The sequence below is a fragment of the Marinomonas gallaica genome, from assembly GCF_049821165.1.
In the GTDB taxonomy this organism is placed as follows: domain Bacteria; phylum Pseudomonadota; class Gammaproteobacteria; order Pseudomonadales; family Marinomonadaceae; genus Marinomonas; species Marinomonas gallaica.
In genome coordinates this window covers 494778-512154 of the sequence record NZ_CP187511.1, presented here as the reverse complement: position 1 = coordinate 512154, position 17377 = coordinate 494778, and the positions used below count along the sequence as shown (strand labels likewise).

Genomic DNA, 17377 nt, shown 5'->3' with positions numbered 1-17377 from the left:
TGGATTGTAGGCCCTATATGAAACAAGTATTGCTTTTCTTCGCTGGTATATTCTTTTCATCTTTGGTGAGTGCGGAACAGGACCCGAATAGCTACTTCTACGACATTATTTTCCTCAATGACCTGTCACTGGCACCGGAGGCCGTTGATCAATGCCATGAATATGGGCCAGAGCCTGAAACGGCTTACGCTTACGCATGCGACATCTTTGCTAAACTGGAGGGGAAGAAACTAGGCCTCGTATTGAATGACGATGAGAAAAACTCAACGCTGAAAGTCGATGAAAGCACTTACACTAGTGAGTTTGACGAAGACTTTTCATTACACTACGTGGATGCTTATACAAGAAGTGGTGAACACTTTGAAGCATTAATTGATACTGCCTCATACGCTAGCTTTGCAGATGTCGCAACCAATCTATCGGGGACAGATACTCCTTTAAATGAAAATTTATCCTTTTTTTATAAACATGTATTCGGTATAGAAAGCCCATATAATAAAACGCTATCTGTTGGGGTCTCTTTAGTGGACCTACATACAGATATTGCCGGAATGCGCAATAAAATTCTTCTAACAAAAACGGGTATCGATGGCGTGCTAGGTGTCGACTTCATCGGGTATTACGGACAGTTTTCGTTCTATCCGGATGGTATTGCTATCCAACCAGAAGAGGTCCATTGCAAAGAAAAGTGTGTGTCCTACGATGCGATGTTCGATGGTGAGAATCTACACTTCTTCTATCCTATGAATGGTGAGCTACAACGTGTCAGCTTTGAGACAGGCAGTCCTATATCAACCGTGCCTTTTTCTACAGAAGATTCTTGTGTTGCCAAAGACGTTGATTTTTCTGAGCTGGCGGAACGTGGTTTAGATATAAGCGACGAGTCAAAACTTTGTAAGTGGAGCTATGAGTTTGGTGATTACACCATGCAAAGCTCCGTTGTCACACAAGCCAGCCGCGAGATAGACGGTGAACCACTACCTGTGATGGGGATGAATATGATCAATGCATTTGATCATGTCACTGTTGATTTGCAGGCAGAGAAGATTTACTTCTATCACCATTAACACTCGGATATTAGCTTGCACAGGCGCTTTAGTTGCACCTGCGCGCTATCGCCATCAACTGTTTGCTCAAGCGGCCAGCCGCAATTTATCCGTAAGCAGTCGTTATAATCTTGGTGCGTACTAAAACAACTACCACGTCGGATATCTACACCCACTTTACGCGCTTCATCTGCCAGTTGATTGGTGTCCATTCCAGGCACCCTTAGCCATAATACTAACCCTCCTTGTGGCGCGCTAATTTGCGCGTTAGCAGGTAAATGCTCCGTCAGAAACTGTCGATACTGATGCACCTGAGACTGCAAAATGGGGCGCACTTTATTAATATGTTTGTGATAGTCGCCGCTCAAAATAAACTCGGCAATGCAGGCTTGCACCAAACTATTCACCCCCATACTGGTATAGCTATGATGGCCATAAAACTGATCAAAATAGCGTCCAGGTAAACACCATCCGAGTCGTAATCCCGGTGCCAATACTTTCGAAATGGAACTGCACCAAAGAATATAACCATCTTTGTCCCAGTATTTGGCGGGCAACGGCTTATCCTTTTGATGGCTTAGCTCAAAGTAGACATCGTCTTCAATAATTGGCATACGGTACTTATACGCGAGGGCGGCGATGGCCTGCTTTTGCTGTGTCGATAGGGAAATACCAAGTGGGTTTAAGTGAGTAGTACTGAGTAGTGCAGCAGAGACTTTTTGCTTAGCGAAGCACTTTTCAAGAGCGGCTAAATCAATACCTTCATGGGTTACAGGGATTTCAATGATCTTTCGCTTAAGAGTGGTAAGCAAATCCAACAGGCCGCTAAAGCAGGGCGAGCACACCGCTATCGCGTCGTCAGGTTGGGTTAAGCATTCCAACGCGATACGCACAGAGTCTAAGCAGGAGTTAGTGATGACTAACTCACGCGCATTAAAGCTAAAATGGTGCTCGCGAAAGTGACCAGATAGCGCCTGACGGAGACTACTTAAGCCCTGAGATTCAGGGTAGCTAAACATGCTCTGGCTGGCACGACGTGTCACACGTTTGAGAGTCCGTGTTAGATCTGCTTCGGGTAACAGCGCGGGGGAGAGAAGAGACGTACCGAGTGGGGCAAAGCCCGTTAAACCACTGTCATAGCCCTGTGTTGGGGCAAATTGACTGGGGTCGCGGGGAGTTAAAGAATGGCTTGATAATGCCGGAAATTCGGTAATTTCGCTTCGATTAGCTACAAAGTAGCCCGCCTGTGGCCGTGCGTAAATCCAGCCGCGATCCTCCAAATAGCCATAAGCCTTACCCGCCGTGGTTAAGCTCACACTTTGCTGCTGTGCCAGTTGTCGTAGTGCAGGTAACCGTGAACCAATAGGTAAGCGCTCACTAACAATGTCATCAATAAATCGTTGGGCTAAGGATTCGTATAAGGTCATGGCGCGACGGTACTCTCTGAAAACGCTATCTTTGAAATTGTACTCTTATTTTTATTAAAAATTGAATCTGCTCTCTTGGCAAGTATAAAACCATAATGAGTCTTCACTTTCACTAAACCACCCAAACAGGAAGGATGGACCATGACTCGACAAGACAGCTTGCTCTTAGTGCTATTGATGGCGCTATGGGGTTTTAATTTCAGTGTGATTAAGCTCGGTGTGAACAACATCGATCCATTTTTATTAACGGCATTACGCTTTAGCTTAGCGGTCTTACCATTGATCTTCTTCGTACGCCGGCCCAATGTTCCATGGCGTTACTTGATGGCCTACGGGCTGACCTTTGGCGTCGGCGTATGGGGGTTGACCACCTTGTCGGTCAGCGCAGGGTTAAGCAGCGGCTTAGCGTCGTTGCTGCTCGATATGAGCGTCATCAGCAGCTTGTTAGTGGGTCGATACTTACTCAAAGAACAGGTGACCGTCAGCAAAGTACTTGGGTCGGTACTGGCATTGATCGGGTTGAGCGTAATCATTTGGCATCAAGATGCCACCGTCACGCCGCTTGGCATAGCATTAGTACTGAGCGCATCGGTGTTTTGGAGCATCAATGGCTTGATCGTCAAACGCTCGGGAACGCGCGCCGTGTTCGCGTTTAATATCTGGGGCATGGTCTTCGCACCGATCCCACTGTTCGTTCTAGCGTTATGTGTCAGCGGCCCAAGCTCCGTGATGCAATCCATCGCCGACATCAACGGCTCGGTACTGTTCTCGGCCGCCTTCCAAGCGTACCCAACCACGCTGTTAGGCTACTGGTTCTGGAACAAAATGATCGTCAAATACTCCGTCTCCAGCGTCGCCCCCATGACACTGCTGGTTCCCGTATTTGCCCTCATCGGCGGCTATCTCTTCTTCGGAGAAAGCCTTGATGCCGCGCAAGCTATTGCTGCCGTCATCATCTTGCTAGGTGTCGCTGTTAGCGAAATCAAACTGCCAAAAGAGCAAAATGTAGTTTTGAAAGCAAGGTAGCTTGACAGAAGCTAGGTCGTTTGTGAGGCCTAGCTTCTTTGCTTAGGGGTTAATCTTCTTCAAATGGAATATTTAAATTCTCAATAATACTTAATAGTTGACCGTTATCTATAATTTTTCTCTGTGAGCTTGGGATATTGAATAGCATGCTACTTATCTCTCCAACCCTACTTTTGATTTTTCTAGTAGAGAGGTTTGCGATTTCGGCTGTCTCCAGAACAGCAATATTGTGGTTAGATTCGCTTGCAAAGATGTCTTTAAGATCTAAATCTAGGGATATTTTTGATAGTGCCTGTTCACAGATGTCAATTTGATCAATTAGATTTATAAAAGACTCATCTCTTGGGTTTTTGAATATATTTACAGTTTTTGCTTGAAATTGCCCTCGAGTGCGACCAGTTTTAAAAGCCTTTTCATAAATATACAGAGTTGAGTTATTGTCGATATCCTGTGCACTAGAATAGATGGCGGCTCCAAATATTAAACCGACCATACTACAGATAGAGTAATAACTATCTTTCAGATCATTTGCAGTTATGGTCACTTCTACCTGCATGCAGAGCTGTTTTAAACGTCTGAGAGATATTTTATGCTGGTTGAGGTCTGCTATTAGTGCAACTACGGCTCTCAGTTCTTTTGAATTATTTATCTGAGGTAAAGTCATCAAAGGAAATCCTTTGATGTTTTCGAAGATTAGCTCAGCTTGGAGAAATTCAAAAAAGTCAGGCTCAGGCAGCGTCAGTCTTTGCTCGAAAAATCGACTTAGATACTCATGGGAGTCGAAATTTTGCCCGTAAACTGCTTTGATGGAATGCTGAAGCTGTTTGGTATCGGTTGAAAATACAAACACAAAGTTCGGTATATCAAAGAGATGCTTAACGGTCTCCAGCATCTCGATGGCGTAGGTTGGTCTGCAGCGGTCAAGTTCATCAATAAAAACAAAGACTTTTTTATCCGTTTTATCTGGCTGTGCGATATCGACTAGCTTACCAACTTCATCTTTGAAATCTTTGATGAATTGCTTGTGTCGTATATGAGCTCTCGTAGCTTCAAGACCTAGCTCACCCATATTTAAGTCAGGCTCATACTTTTGGTGTTCAATACCGGTTTTAGCGATAGCTTCAACTATACTGCCGATGCTATCTGCGGCATCTTTGCCGAGAAATATACCGATTAAAGCTTTCGCAATAGCTGGAAGGGCGCTTTTTAACTGGACGAGAGCATTAGCTACTTTCTTTTCCTGCTCATGAAATTGAAGGTCGTTACATCGTTCTTTCAGTTGCTCTATGATCTCCGCAATAATGATCGTTAGTGGGTCATCCAGATAGTCTGATTCCCACGCATCAATCTTGATACCAATATGACCTTGCTGTTCAACCAGAAGCTTCCAGTTATCCACAAAGAAGGTCTTCCCTGTGCCCCAAGCGCCGTTCAAGTTTACGGGAAAGGCGTGTTTTTCGGTATCTCGTGTGTTGAGATATTGAGTAAAACGTTTGGCAAGATCTTCGCGCTTAATGCCAGTAGCGCAGTTTTCAAAGGGCTTTTGGTTATCAGAAGGCATAATCGATATCCCTATCAAATTAGAGTTATCGATATGCTAACAGCAAATCAGATAGGGTTCCTTAGTCTTAGCAGTACCCATGCAGCATACGCTCTGTTCCATGCGTTTGATTGGCGCTGACGCGTCGAGGCTGAGGAACGAAGCAAGACAATGCGCAAGCCAATTGAATGGCATGGAATGGTGCCGCCAACGTCGTTGCTATAAGCCAACGCAGAAGAGTTAGCGTTTTATGCGTAATAGTGGTCACTATCGTAATGAAAGGAAAAGCGGCTCTGCTAGGCAGAGCCGCTTTTTACGTTTGCTTTAACGCTTAGTAGTGAATGATGGTTCGAATCGATTCGCTGCTCTTCATCAGGTCAAACGCGGTGTTGATGTCTTCCAATCCCATGTTATGAGTGATGATCGGGTCGATGATGATGTCACCATTTAGACCGATAAAGCCCATGCCGAATACCACTACGGTTGAACCTTATTCCACTTGCGCTGTGTTCAATGCCGCACCGATTCCGGTGGTCACGCCACAGCCGAGCAAGCAGACTTTATCCAACGGCGCTTTTTTATCGATTTTAGCAAGAGAAATTTCCGCCACCACGGAGTACTAAGAAAATGTCGAGGTACCCATGTAATGGTAGATTGGCTCGCCTTTGTAGCTAAAACGCGTTGTGTCATCTGGCATTAGGCTATCGATTACTGGCGCTTTTGTCACAATGGTAAGCATCATAAGTTGCACCCAAAAGGCTCGATCTCCTGCAATAATGGCAATGCCCTGCTGGATGCGACACTAAAAGGCATGGGTTTAGCGCAACTGCCGGATTACTATGTGCAGCCGTATCTAGAGAGCGGCGAATTGATCACCGTACTGGACAAATATCGTGAGCCTGAGGATGGCATCTGGGCAGTGTATCCCCAGCGTCAGTATCCTTCTCCCAAGGTCACTCGACTGGTGGAATTCCTACGGCAAGAAATTCCGAAAAGTCACATAAGCTGTAAATGATTCATCCGTTCTAAGGCCGTCCATACGTGTTGTGATGAACGCTAACGTCAATCGCAGAGCCATAAAAACGCCAGACACTGTCTGGCGTTTTTATGTCGAGGTTAATGCGGCAGTGCGCTAGTTGGCGGTCAGCGCATCATGTTGTGTTAAAGCCTCATCGGCTGGGTTTTTGAGGTAATTGAATACCATGGCGACAAACAGGGTAAAAGCGAACCCAGTCGCTAAGACAAAGCCATAACGCACGTGGCCGAAGTAATCGCTGATCATCCCCATCAATAATGGCGAGACCGCTGCAGAAAGCGCAGTGAAAAACAAGATCACGCCTGCGACCGCGCCGTGTTGTTGGGTTGCAAAGCACGAGATGCCTTTTGAGTTGAGAGTCGGGTAAATCATAGACATAAATAACCCCGACAAAGGCAAGAGTCCAACAGCCCAGTTAACGCCGCCTATTAAGGTAAAGACATAGCACAACGCAATGCCCAAACTGAGACATACCATCACACCTTGCCAGCTAAAACGATTGAGTAACCACACGGCCAAAAAGCGACCCAGAGCACGTAGGATGAAGAACACGGTTAAGGCATAGGTTGCCAGCAGTTGCCAAGGCCCGTCGTAGTCCGCTAGGAGCGTCGGCATCCATACATAGATAGCGACCTCGGTCGCCACATAGAGCGCGATCGCCAGTGAAAACCCTAACGCATAGGGGTTTTTGATCATCGACATGGTGACTTTTAAAGAGGCCGGTTGAGCGTCTTCGCTGTGTTTCACCGCCGTCGGATAATCAATGCGCCACGCACCGATCGCCAGAAGCAGACATAGCACTCCTGCCATGATGTACAGGTACGTCCAGCTCACCTCTTGGGTCAGTAGAAAGCTCACAAACGCGGGCCCGACAATGGCGCCGACACCAAAGAAGCCTTCCACTTTGTTCATCATCTTGGTGTGTTCGTGGTTGCTATGGGATATATCCCCCAATAGCGCTAGGGCACCGGTTTTAAATAAACCGATCGCCAGACCAATACAACTCAATAGAAATAAGAAGAAACCAAAACTGCGGCTGAAGGCGAATAAAAAACAGCTGACGGCGAAGATGGCTAAGCCCAGCATGATGGTCTTTTTACGGCCGAGACGGTCGGCTAGGAAGCCTAAAAAGAGGCCACTGAAGGCAATGAATGCCATGGGCGCGTAATGAAACGCGCTGGCTTGAGTCATGCTTAAGTCAAATTCCTCAATGAGCTGAGGAATGATCATGCCGACGGCATCGGAGGTCATGGCGAACATGAAAAACATCATGTAAGTCAGCCATCGAATGGCGCGCATGGGATCGTTTGAGTGTGAATGTATTGTATTTGTTGTATTCATCTTTGATTCCTCGCAAGCCTAACAACCCATGCGGACATGCGTTCTTATAGCGGCTTAGCTGGTGGTTTTAAAGTTATAAAAACTTCTTGAATTTTTTATTGTTGTAATCAAACATATAACTTAATCGATTAAGTTTCAATGTGGTGCGACAATTTATGATGAAAAATAACGTTCAATTAATCACCTACGCTGACCGCATTACGGGTCAAGGCATCGACGCGCTGACCGAGCTGCTCAATGGCCCGTTAAAGCATGTGTTCTCGGGAGTTCATTTATTGCCGTTCTACAATCCGATAGATGGCAGTGATGCAGGTTTTGATCCGATTGATCACAGCGCAGTCGATGAACGGCTGGGAAGCTGGTCCGATGTAAAAACGCTGGGGCAGACATACGATGTCATGGCCGACCTGATTGTGAATCATGTGTCAGCCCAATCGTTTCAGTTCCAAGATGTGTTAGCCAAAGGTAAGGCTTCGCCATACTGGGACTTATTTTTGACGCAACAAGACGTCTTCCCAGAAGGGATGTCAGAGGCGGATCAACAAGCCATTTATCGTCCTCGACCAGGCAGTTGCTTTACACCGATGACCTGTGGCGACGGTGAAACCTACGACTTTTGGACCACGTTTACCGACAATCAAATCGATATCAATGTCTATGCCCGTGCTGGACGGGATTATCTAAACGACGTGTTGGAGAAATTTTCTCAAAACAACGTCAACATTATTCGTCTGGATGCGGCGGGGTATGCGATCAAAAAGGCGGGCACCAACTGCTTTATGCTAGAAGAGACCTTTGACTATTTGGATCAACTCTCCGCTCGCGCGAATGAGCTTGGGATGGAGACGATTGCCGAAATTCACAGTCATTTTGAAACGCAGATTGACGTCGCGAAGCGTGTAAACATGGTCTACGACTTTGCTTTACCGCCGCTGGTGTTGCACACGTTGTTTACCGGTAATGCCGACGCACTACTGAAGTGGCTGGCGATCGCGCCGCGCAACTGTCTCACGGTACTGGATACTCACGATGGTATCGGCATCATTGATGCGGGGCCGATGGGTGATAAAGCAGGCTTGTTGGACGCTGAGCAGATCGACAACTTGGTGGAAACCATTCACGACAAGAGTCAGGGTCAAAGCCGTAAAGCGACGGGCGCCGCGGCGAGCAATGTGGATCTGTACCAAGTTAACTGCACCTACTACAACGCCCTAGGCGCGGATGATTTTGATTACCTGTTGGCGCGTGCCATACAGTTCTTTGCTCCTGGGGTGCCGCAAGTGTATTACTCAGGCCTGTTTGCCTGTGAAAACGATATGACATTATTGGCCGCGACACAGGTTGGTCGTGACATTAATCGTCCGTATCTGAACCCTGAGGCGATTACTGACGCGCTGCAAACGCCTGTGGTGAAAGGGCTACTGGAGCTGATTGGGATTCGTAATCAGCATCCGGCGTTTGCGGGCGAGTTTGCTTGTCGTGGTGAAGGGGCGTCCTTCACGCTGAGCTGGACGCTTGATGACAGTACGATCTCGCTGAACGTAGACTTAACCAAACGTGATGCCAACATCGTTTCTTACCAGCAAGCCGAGACGCTTACCACGTCGATTGCAGACCTGCTGAACCCTTCACAAGACTGAGTGCTAGCTGCTTTCGCCGAGCTGAACTTGGTACGCAATCAGCGCCTTCTGGCGCTCTTTTTGAACAAACAAATTGGCCGCTAAGCGGCCTTTTTCTTCGCTATTTTGATGAATGGTCGACAGCGTTGGCACGCAGCGTTGGCCTTCGTCAATGCCATCAAACCCGACGATGCGCAGTTGCTCGGGCACGTGAATGCCTCGTGCTGCCGCCTCGCGCAGTGCTGCCAGCGCAATCAAATCACTCATGCACAGTAACACCTCAGGGCGCGGCACACTGTCCAAAACTTCTTTGGCAAGACGTGGCGCATAGCGCTCACTGCTTTCAGGCACGTTCCAGATTTGATCGTCGGCTAAGGTAATGCCCTTGGCCTCTAGGGCGCGCTGATAACCGCGCAAGCGTTGGTGCGCAATCGACTGGCTGGTATCAAAGTTGGGTTGCGCTTGCACACGGCATAAACGCTCCTCATCAAGCAACCTAAGGCCTAAGATCGCTACGTGATCCTGAGGGGATCGTAGGGCATGCATGGCGATATCATAGCTCGCTTGTTCATTATCAATATTGACCGACGTGTTGCGGCCAATATCAAAATCCACTGTCACCACCTGTTTGGTGATGGTTTTCAGCTGCTCGACCAAGCCTTGATTGCGTGGACGGCCATAACAAATAAAGCCATCTACAAAGTCGACCACGTTATTGAGGTGGTCATTGTTGCCAGAAAAAAGCAGCAAATTGATATTGTTGGCTTCTAAAATCGACGAAACGCCACGCATAAAGCTACTGGCGACCGGGTCCGATACCATGTACTCAACGCTGTCGGCCAATACTAGGGCGACAATATTTGAGGTGCCTTTACGCAGTGACTGGGCGGCCTTATTAGGACCGAAATAGCCGCGCTGCTCACAGGCTTTAAGAATCGCTTCGCGACGCGCCTTGGACAATTGGTCGGGGCGATTGAAGGCATTGGAAACAGTGGCATTGGAGACACCCAGTTCCGCAGCAATGCTTTTGAGTGTCCAGCTTTTCGGCTTAGTCATAGAAGGCGTATCTACCGTTTTATCAAAGGGCTTATTTCAGCGATACTGACGCGGGAGCGACAATAACAGGACGCAGGATCGTCGATGCTGCGGTATGTCGCAACCGCCAAAAGATACCATAAAGTGGCGCGCTTGAAACGCAGCGCGCCTTTTTATGACGCGCTAAGCCCCTTGCAAACAGGCCAGCATATCGTGCTCGATTTGCTGCCAATCCAGTGCTTTAGAGCTGATGATTTCGATGCGTGAGTCGCGGCGGTAGGCGACTTTGTCAAAGTCGTGCTCGTCTTTCACACGGTTAAAGAACACCCAGGCATGACCGATGCGGATCACGCCTTTGATGCGTTCAATGTCATCCAGTTCTGTTAGGATTTTTTCCAGAGCCCAGAAGTCGAAGCAGTCGTCGCGATGAAAGATCCAGCCGCAGCTAAATAAACCACTGCCGTTACCTGTTTTACGTATCGGTTGGCCTGGTTCTGCGACGACCTCCGGCGAGGTTTCTTGAGCTGGGTGATGGCCGTGGTGATCATGTGCGTGACCGTGGTCATGATGGTGCGCTTCGGGAAATTGGGCTTTCAATTGGCCGTTGCGGACTAGGTCGAGCAGGGCGGGGTCGATCACGCCTTTAGTAGTCCGTGCAATATGCTGTTTTGGCGGGAACATATTGCTCAAACTGGTTTCAGCGAGTTCGATCAGGTCGACTTCTGCCACGTCGCATTTATTGATCATGACAACGTCAGCAAGGTTAAGCTGGTCATGAAAGGTTTCATTGTTGACCACTTCTTCGAGTTGCAGTGAACGCGGGTCCAATAAGCAAACCGTGGCGCGTAGATCGAGCTTGTCTTTAAAAGCAGGTCCCATCAGCGTGTCGATGATGCCTTCAGGGTGGCCGATGCCGGTGGGCTCGATGATTAATCGATCAGGGTTAGCGTGTTCGATTAACGTTTTTAACGTTGGAATCAGAGACGCACCCAAGGCACAGCAGATACAACCGCCGGCCATTTCTTTTACATAGAGGCCTTCTTCAGTGGGCATCATTTCTTGGTCGATACCGACTTGACCAAATTCATTGACCAGCACCGCCCAAGACTCGCCGTCCGGTTTGTTCGCCAAGAGTGCATTGATGGCTGTGGTTTTACCGACACCAAGAAAACCAGAGATGATGTTGGTCGGGATGGCTTTGGGTTGCTCGTTCATAGTTGCTCTTCGATGTTGGAAAATATGTTATATTATAACTATTTGATGTGGTCATCACAGCATAGAAAGATGATACCTAAATAGATCGTCATGACTATCTGGACGATGATGCCTATTCTGATAGAACTCCGTTGCGAGTTCTTCACCTAAAACGCCACTTTAGCGATTCATATCTTACTCTTCAAACACTCCGCCATAGAATCAGTCGCTTTACCTCGCCTCAATCATTATAATCAAATGATAATAATTGAACGTTTAAGGCTGCCTAATGGAAAGCAAAACTGCCCGTTTTACTGTATTGCTCGACCCGCGTAAGAAAAAGGCGTTCGAGAAGCTGTGCGCGTCGCAAGACTTAACACCATCTCAAGTGGTACGTCAGTTGATGCGTGGTTATTTAGAAGAACATGACGTGGATTACCTAAACGAAGCGCTAGAAGACGAACCAAAGAAAGGTTAACGTCGTAAAAGCATTATCATGTCATTGTCATTGCGTTATAATACAGCGCACATTATTCCCTATTCTTATTGAGGTTATTGAAGTATGAGTCTTCCAGAATGTCCTAAATGTGGTTCTGAGTACGTTTACGAAGATCAACCATTGTTGATCTGCCCTGAATGTGCCCACGAGTGGAATCCAAACGAAGAAGTCGTTGACGAAGATGCAATCATCCTGAAAGACTCAAACGGCAACCTACTAGCAGAAGGCGACAAAGTCACTTTGATCAAAGACCTGAAAGTAAAAGGTTCGTCTCAAGTATTGAAAGTGGGCACGAAAGCCACGATCAAACGCTTCGTTGATGGTGACCACGACATCGATTGTAAAGTCGACGGCGCTGGCGACATGATGCTGAAATCTCAGTTCGTGAAGAAAGCGTAATACAACGCTAATCGGACTTAAGAAGGCTCCTAGAAATAGGGGCCTTTTTTATGCCTGCTGTTAAGTGCCCTAGCAAGCGGGTCAAAGGTCGTTTGAGTTGTTGTATACGTCAAATGACGTATACCTATAGTGTGTTTGGCGCATACCGCGTTGTCGTGATTTTTTGGATACTGAATGCACTGATTAAGACAAGCATGGCCGCAGAGCCGAGCACTCTTGATCGGACAATCCAAAAAACATCACAAAGGACGACTCCAATCATGAAACTTAAGACGCTTGCTTCTGCCATTGCACTCTCTGGTGCAACGCTCATCGCGCTGCCTTCTATGGCGGCAGATACCATCAAAGTTGGTGTGTTGCACTCTCTGTCAGGCACCATGGCGATCTCCGAAACGACGCTAAAAGATACCGTGTTGATGATGGTAGAAGAACAAAACAAAAAAGGCGGCCTACTGGGCAAAAAGCTTGAAGCCGTGGTGGTTGACCCTGCATCAAACTGGCCTTTATTTGCAGAGAAAGCCCGTGAGCTGATCACCGAAGAAGACGTGGATGTGATCTTTGGTGGCTGGACATCAGTGTCGCGAAAGTCAGTGCTACCGGTCATTGAAGAGTTAAATGGCTTGATGTTCTACCCAGTACAATACGAGGGAGAGGAGTCGTCTAAAAACGTTTTCTACACAGGCGCTGCGCCAAATCAGCAAGCGATCCCCGCGGTAAATTACTTAAAAGACGAGCTTGGGGTTGAACGTTGGGTGCTTGCGGGGACGGATTATGTTTACCCACGTACCACCAACAAAATCTTAGAAGCCTACCTTAAAGATATGGGTGTGGCGGAAGAAGATATCATGATCAACTACACGCCATTTGGCCATTCTGATTGGCAGTCGATCGTCTCTGACATTGCGAAATTCGGTAGCGCGGGCAAGAAAACCGCTGTGGTATCAACGATCAATGGTGATGCCAATGTGCCCTTCTACAAAGAGTTAGGTAACCAAGGTATTTCTTCAGAAGACATCCCTGTTGTCGCCTTTTCTGTTGGTGAGGAAGAGTTGTCCGGTCTGGATACTGAACCATTGGTGGGTCATTTAGCCGCTTGGAACTACTTTCAAAGTGTTGAAACCGATGCCAACGAAGCGTTCATCACCAAATGGCAAGCGTTCACTAAGAACCCAGAGCGCGTAAGTAATGACCCAATGGAAGCAACCTATATTGGTTTCAATATGTGGGCCAATGCCGTTACCGAAGCGGGCACAACCGATGTCGATGAAGTTGAGCAAGCAATGATCGGTCAAGAGACACCAAACTTAACTGGCGGTATTGCCGTGATGAACAAGAACCACCATTTGAGTAAACCTGTCTTGATTGGCGAAATCCAAGACGATGGACAGTTCGAAACCGTATGGGAAACGGACGGTGTGGTCCCAGGTGATGCTTGGTCTGATTTCCTACCGGGTTCAAAAGATTTGATTGCCGATTGGACTGCTCCAATCAAGTGTGGCAATTACAACACGAAAACCAAATCGTGTTCTGGTCAGAACTACTAATTTAACCGCATCCCAGGGTTAAAGCTTGGCTCCCAGAGAAGATTCTGGGAGCCCTTTCCTCACGCCACTTCTGATCAATCCTGGAGAATTCTTGTGAAACTCTTTCTCTCACTCTGTCTCTTTTTATCCGCCTGTATGACGCCTGCGTTGGCGGCGAGTGCAGAGACAGATGCGTTGTTACAGCAACTAACGCAAACCAAATTATCGAAGATGCCAGCCATGGTGCAGCAGCTTGAAGCAACGGGGGATGAATCCCTATTACCTGTGTTTCGTGCGTGGCTTGCCGGAGATCTACATTACATCCGTGACGACAACACTCTAGTCGTTGAAGTCGACGTTAACGGTGTAGACACTTTTCAAGACCCTTACACTCAAGCGACCATTGCAGGGCTGACCAGCAAGCAGGTGCGCAAAATCAAAGTGAATAACAAGCTACGTGGGTTACTACGTGGTGTGATCGCACGCATACAGCTGACGTCAAGCAATGCCGATGTCCGCGAAAGTGCAGTGCGTGCCTTGTTGGCAGACATTGACGATGAAACCTTTGCAACCTTGGAGCGCATTTACCCGACTGAGCCGAACAGTGATGTAAGGTCAATGATGCAAACGGCGTTATCGATCTATACTGCACAAGATCAAAACAGCAGTCAAAGTGCGCGCCTAGCGGCCATTGACGTGTTAGGCGATAGCTTAGAAAACGATGTTCGTAATGTGCTGCTTTCTTTGGAACGCAGCGACAACCCCGTGCTCAGTAGCGCAGCGACTCAAGCGTTAGTGAGTATTAACCGACAAGTAGAGCGTTATGCGCTGGTGGATCAGCTGTTCTTTGGTTTAAGCCTTGGTTCGGTATTGCTGCTGGCCTCGATTGGTTTGGCGATCACCTTTGGTGTGATGGGCGTCATCAATATGGCCCATGGCGAGATGATCATGTTGGGTGCGTACACCACCTATGTGGTGCAGTTGTTGATGCCGAACTACATCGATTATTCCATTTGGGTGGCGATTCCTGCTGCGTTTTTAGTCTCTGGTTTGATGGGCGTGGTGATCGAGCGCTTAGTGATTTGTCGTTTGCATGGGCGACCTTTGGAAACTCTACTGGCGACCTTTGGTATCAGTCTGATTTTACAGCAGCTGGTACGTACCATCTTTTCACCGTTAAACCGCCAAGTATCCACACCAAGCTGGATGAGCGGCTCGTGGGAGATTAACCCTGTGTTATCTCTAACGCTAAACCGTTTGTACATCTTGGCGTTTGCCTTGCTGGTCTTTTTCGCACTGGTAATGATTCTTAAGAAAAGCTCTCTAGGACTAAATGTTCGAGCGGTGTCGCAAAACCGTAGCATGGCAAAAGCCATGGGTGTGAAAACCGAATGGGTCGATGCGATGACCTTTGGCTTAGGTTCCGGCATAGCTGGGATCGCAGGGGTGGCTTTATCGCAGCTGACTAACGTGGGGCCAAACTTGGGTCAAGCGTACATCATTGATTCCTTCATGGTGGTGGTTTTCGGCGGTGTAGGTAACTTACTGGGTACCTTGGTGGCCGCATTTACCTTGGGTATTGCTAACAAATTCCTAGAGCCAACAACCGGTGCGGTACTGGCCGCCATTTTCGTCTTGGTATTCATCATTCTCTTTATTCAGAAGCGTCCTAAAGGACTGTTCCCACAAAAAGGGAGGGCAGCAGAATGAGCAAACTGATCAATTGGTTTACCGAAGGGCGCTCGTCAGGCAAGTACACTTTGCCGTTTGTGATCCTGTTACTCGGCGTAACGGTGTTGGCGTCTGCCGCGAACTTGCTGTTGCCACAAGATTCCGCACTGTATGTCAGCACCTACAGTATCACCTTGTTAGGCAAGTATTTGTGTTACGCCATGTTGGCGTTGGCGGTGGATATTATTTGGGGCTATTGCGGCATTTTGAGTCTCGGGCATGGCGCATTCTTCGCTTTGGGTGGTTACGCCATGGGCATGTATTTGATGCGCCAAATAGGTGACCGCGGTGTCTATGGTCACCCAGAGTTACCGGACTTTATGGTGTTTTTAGACTGGCAAGAGCTGCCGTGGTTTTGGCTTGGCATGGATCAGTTTTGGTTTGCCATGGTTGTGGCGGTAGTCGTGCCTGGGTTACTGGCATTTGTGTTTGGCTGGTTGGCGTTCCGTTCCCGTGTCACAGGGGTGTATTTGTCGATTATGACGCAGGCTCTGACTTATGCGCTATTGCTGGCTTTCTTCCGCAACGAAATGGGCTTTGGTGGCAACAATGGTTTAACTGACTTCAAAGAAATCCTTGGCTTTGATTTACAAGCTGACAGCACCCGTGTGTCGCTGTTTATTGCCACCGCTGTGATCTTGTCTCTGGTGTTACTGGCGAGCCAGCGAATCCTATCATCTCGTTTGGGTAAGGTGACGCTGGCGGTACGTGATGCCGAGCCGCGTACGCGCTTTATCGGCTACCGTACCGAGCGCTACAAAGTATGGCTATTTGTCTATTCCGCAGTGATTGCCGGGGTCGCTGGGGCGCTGTATGTGCCACAGGTCGGCATTATCAACCCAGGTGAATTTTCCCCCATTAACTCGATTGAGATTGTCATTTGGGTGGCCGTCGGCGGCCGCGGCACACTGATCGGCGCAATCATTGGAGCGTTGCTGGTGAACTATGCCAAGACGCGTTTTACCGCGATCATGCCAGATGGTTGGCTGTTCGCCTTGGGAGCACTGTTTGTTCTTGTGACGTTGTTCTTACCGAAAGGTTTGATGGGGCTTTACGGCCAGTTGCAATCGAAGCGTCGTCAAAGTGCTGAACAGGAGGTGCAATCATGAGTGCGTTAGAAAATTCATTGCAAGGTTTACGTGAGACGTTTCGTCGCGATCAAGTCTGGCCTTTTCTCATAGATAAGCAAAGTAAGGTCGACGTATCGAATCAAATGATTCTCTATGTTGAAGGTTTAAATCTAAGTTTTGACGGCTTTAAGGCGTTAAATGACCTGAACTTGTACGTAAATGACGGCGAGCTGCGCTGTTTAATTGGTGCCAATGGCGCTGGTAAAACCACTTTAATGGATGTGATTACCGGCAAATCTAAGCCTGATGCTGGCTCTGTGTACTTTGGGCAAACTCATAATTTGCTAACCAAGGACGAAGCCGACATTGCTCAGCTGGGTATCGGTCGAAAATTCCAGAAGCCAACGGTGTTTGAAGAGCAAACCGTGTTCGACAATTTAGAGCTGTCATTGAAAACCGACAAGCGTGTGATCCAAACCTTATTTGCGCGGTTGTCGCCAAGCGAAATCGATCGCATTGACGAAGTGTTGGCCATCATTGGTCTAAAGAAACATCGTTTTATGAAAGCAGGCGCCTTGTCCCATGGGCAAAAACAGTGGTTAGAAATTGGCATGCTATTGGCAGCGGATCCACGTTTGTTGCTTATCGATGAGCCTGTTGCGGGTATGACGGCACAAGAGACAGAGCGGACCGCCGAGCTACTGACGTCGCTCGCGGGAGAGCGCACAGTGATCGTCGTTGAGCATGATATGGAGTTCGTACGCAGCATTGCGCGCACCGTTACGGTGCTTCATCAGGGGTCTGTGCTCGCTGAAGGAACCATGGACCAGATTCAGAATAATAAAGACGTGATCGAGGTGTACCTCGGCGAAGAAGCAGCGGAGGCGTAGC

Annotated in this window: 16 protein-coding genes and 1 pseudogene; 10 read left to right on the top strand and 7 right to left on the bottom strand. The window is 48.0% G+C overall.

The window, feature by feature from the left end:
• The first annotated feature begins 17 nt into the window (after positions 1-17).
• On the top strand, positions 18-1067 hold the full coding sequence (locus ACPUEK_RS02400) for a hypothetical protein (protein WP_425642207.1): 1050 nt from the start codon (positions 18-20) through the stop codon (positions 1065-1067).
• On the opposite strand, the gene ACPUEK_RS02395 is transcribed toward ACPUEK_RS02400, so the two are convergent.
• A complete protein-coding gene (locus ACPUEK_RS02395; RefSeq protein ID WP_425642206.1) occupies positions 1064-2473 on the bottom strand; it encodes a PLP-dependent aminotransferase family protein in 1410 nt (469 codons plus the stop codon). The two genes, ACPUEK_RS02400 and ACPUEK_RS02395, sit on opposite strands and share 4 nt — an antisense overlap.
• A gap of 141 nt (positions 2474-2614) precedes the next feature.
• On the opposite strand from ACPUEK_RS02395, the gene ACPUEK_RS02390 reads away from it, so the two are divergent.
• Complete coding sequence (locus ACPUEK_RS02390) at positions 2615-3499, top strand: EamA family transporter (RefSeq protein WP_425642205.1); 885 nt, start codon at positions 2615-2617, stop codon at positions 3497-3499.
• Positions 3500-3548: 49 nt separating this feature from the next.
• Here ACPUEK_RS02390 and ACPUEK_RS02385 read toward each other — a convergent pair whose 3' ends face one another.
• The 3 genes and pseudogenes from ACPUEK_RS02385 to ACPUEK_RS02375 all read right to left on the bottom strand — a co-directional run.
• The gene (locus ACPUEK_RS02385; protein ID WP_425642204.1) at positions 3549-5060 is read right to left on the bottom strand and encodes a KAP family P-loop NTPase fold protein; all 1512 of its coding nucleotides are present in this window, start codon (positions 5058-5060) and stop codon (positions 3549-3551) included.
• Positions 5061-5370: 310 nt separating this feature from the next.
• Complete coding sequence (locus ACPUEK_RS02380) at positions 5371-5505, bottom strand: hypothetical protein (RefSeq protein WP_425642203.1); 135 nt, start codon at positions 5503-5505, stop codon at positions 5371-5373.
• Between the two features lie 27 nt (positions 5506-5532).
• Positions 5533-5739 (bottom strand): annotated as a pseudogene (locus ACPUEK_RS02375) (S-(hydroxymethyl)glutathione dehydrogenase); the annotation flags it as partial.
• Positions 5740-5784: 45 nt separating this feature from the next.
• Here ACPUEK_RS02375 and ACPUEK_RS02370 point away from each other — a divergent pair.
• Positions 5785-6054: a LysR substrate-binding domain-containing protein gene (locus ACPUEK_RS02370; RefSeq protein ID WP_425642202.1), complete on the top strand. Its 270-nt coding sequence runs from the start codon at positions 5785-5787 to the stop codon at positions 6052-6054.
• A gap of 117 nt (positions 6055-6171) precedes the next feature.
• Here the strand turns inward: ACPUEK_RS02370 and ACPUEK_RS02365 are convergent, their stop codons facing one another.
• Positions 6172-7416: an MFS transporter gene (locus ACPUEK_RS02365; protein WP_425642201.1), complete on the bottom strand. Its 1245-nt coding sequence runs from the start codon at positions 7414-7416 to the stop codon at positions 6172-6174.
• A gap of 155 nt (positions 7417-7571) precedes the next feature.
• On the opposite strand from ACPUEK_RS02365, the gene gtfA reads away from it, so the two are divergent.
• Positions 7572-9056 (top strand): sucrose phosphorylase, encoded by a 1485-nt coding sequence (gene gtfA / locus ACPUEK_RS02360; RefSeq protein ID WP_425642200.1) that lies wholly within the window; start codon positions 7572-7574, stop codon positions 9054-9056.
• A 3-nt stretch (positions 9057-9059) separates the two neighbouring features.
• Here gtfA and ACPUEK_RS02355 read toward each other — a convergent pair whose 3' ends face one another.
• Positions 9060-10091, bottom strand: coding sequence for a LacI family DNA-binding transcriptional regulator (locus ACPUEK_RS02355; protein ID WP_425642199.1), 1032 nt, complete (start codon positions 10089-10091; stop codon positions 9060-9062).
• 162 nt (positions 10092-10253) lie between these two features.
• Positions 10254-11285, bottom strand: a complete 1032-nt coding sequence (locus ACPUEK_RS02350) for a CobW family GTP-binding protein (RefSeq protein ID WP_425642198.1) — start codon at positions 11283-11285, stop codon at positions 10254-10256.
• Between the two features lie 268 nt (positions 11286-11553).
• Between ACPUEK_RS02350 and ACPUEK_RS02345 the strand changes: the two genes are divergently transcribed.
• The 6 genes from ACPUEK_RS02345 to urtD all read left to right on the top strand — a co-directional run bounded on the left by ACPUEK_RS02345 (position 11554) and on the right by urtD (position 17376).
• Positions 11554-11742, top strand: a complete 189-nt coding sequence (locus ACPUEK_RS02345) for a CopG family transcriptional regulator (protein ID WP_067220357.1) — start codon at positions 11554-11556, stop codon at positions 11740-11742.
• 84 nt (positions 11743-11826) lie between these two features.
• Positions 11827-12162 carry a zinc ribbon domain-containing protein YjdM gene (locus ACPUEK_RS02340; RefSeq protein ID WP_067035089.1) on the top strand — a complete coding sequence of 112 codons (336 nt, stop codon included), beginning with the start codon at positions 11827-11829 and terminating at the stop codon, positions 12160-12162.
• Positions 12163-12422: 260 nt separating this feature from the next.
• A complete protein-coding gene (gene urtA / locus ACPUEK_RS02335; RefSeq protein WP_067035086.1) occupies positions 12423-13706 on the top strand; it encodes an urea ABC transporter substrate-binding protein in 1284 nt (427 codons plus the stop codon).
• Between the two features lie 135 nt (positions 13707-13841).
• Positions 13842-15395 (top strand): urea ABC transporter permease subunit UrtB, encoded by a 1554-nt coding sequence (gene urtB, locus ACPUEK_RS02330; RefSeq protein WP_425643046.1) that lies wholly within the window; start codon positions 13842-13844, stop codon positions 15393-15395.
• Entirely contained in the window at positions 15392-16525 is a 1134-nt protein-coding gene (urtC, locus tag ACPUEK_RS02325) for an urea ABC transporter permease subunit UrtC (protein WP_425642197.1), read from the top strand. Before urtB ends, urtC begins: the two co-directional genes overlap by 4 nt.
• On the top strand, positions 16522-17376 hold the full coding sequence (gene urtD, locus ACPUEK_RS02320; protein WP_067035078.1) for an urea ABC transporter ATP-binding protein UrtD: 855 nt from the start codon (positions 16522-16524) through the stop codon (positions 17374-17376). Before urtC ends, urtD begins: the two co-directional genes overlap by 4 nt.
• The last annotated feature ends 1 nt before the right edge of the window (position 17377 follow it).

Coding starts and splice junctions, on each gene's coding strand:
- ACPUEK_RS02380 (WP_425642203.1), bottom strand. CDS start 5,505: ATGGGCTTTATCGGTCTAAATGGTGACATCATCATCGACCCGATCATC.
- ACPUEK_RS02345 (WP_067220357.1), top strand. CDS start 11,554: ATGGAAAGCAAAACTGCCCGTTTTACTGTATTGCTCGACCCGCGTAAG.
- urtB (WP_425643046.1), top strand. CDS start 13,842: ATGACGCCTGCGTTGGCGGCGAGTGCAGAGACAGATGCGTTGTTACAG.
- urtC (WP_425642197.1), top strand. CDS start 15,392: ATGAGCAAACTGATCAATTGGTTTACCGAAGGGCGCTCGTCAGGCAAG.
- ACPUEK_RS02355 (WP_425642199.1), bottom strand. CDS start 10,091: ATGACTAAGCCGAAAAGCTGGACACTCAAAAGCATTGCTGCGGAACTG.
- ACPUEK_RS02390 (WP_425642205.1), top strand. CDS start 2,615: ATGACTCGACAAGACAGCTTGCTCTTAGTGCTATTGATGGCGCTATGG.
- ACPUEK_RS02385 (WP_425642204.1), bottom strand. CDS start 5,060: ATGCCTTCTGATAACCAAAAGCCCTTTGAAAACTGCGCTACTGGCATT.
- ACPUEK_RS02365 (WP_425642201.1), bottom strand. CDS start 7,416: ATGAATACAACAAATACAATACATTCACACTCAAACGATCCCATGCGC.
- urtA (WP_067035086.1), top strand. CDS start 12,423: ATGAAACTTAAGACGCTTGCTTCTGCCATTGCACTCTCTGGTGCAACG.
- gtfA (WP_425642200.1), top strand. CDS start 7,572: ATGATGAAAAATAACGTTCAATTAATCACCTACGCTGACCGCATTACG.
- ACPUEK_RS02400 (WP_425642207.1), top strand. CDS start 18: ATGAAACAAGTATTGCTTTTCTTCGCTGGTATATTCTTTTCATCTTTG.
- ACPUEK_RS02395 (WP_425642206.1), bottom strand. CDS start 2,473: ATGACCTTATACGAATCCTTAGCCCAACGATTTATTGATGACATTGTT.
- ACPUEK_RS02340 (WP_067035089.1), top strand. CDS start 11,827: ATGAGTCTTCCAGAATGTCCTAAATGTGGTTCTGAGTACGTTTACGAA.
- urtD (WP_067035078.1), top strand. CDS start 16,522: ATGAGTGCGTTAGAAAATTCATTGCAAGGTTTACGTGAGACGTTTCGT.
- ACPUEK_RS02350 (WP_425642198.1), bottom strand. CDS start 11,285: ATGAACGAGCAACCCAAAGCCATCCCGACCAACATCATCTCTGGTTTT.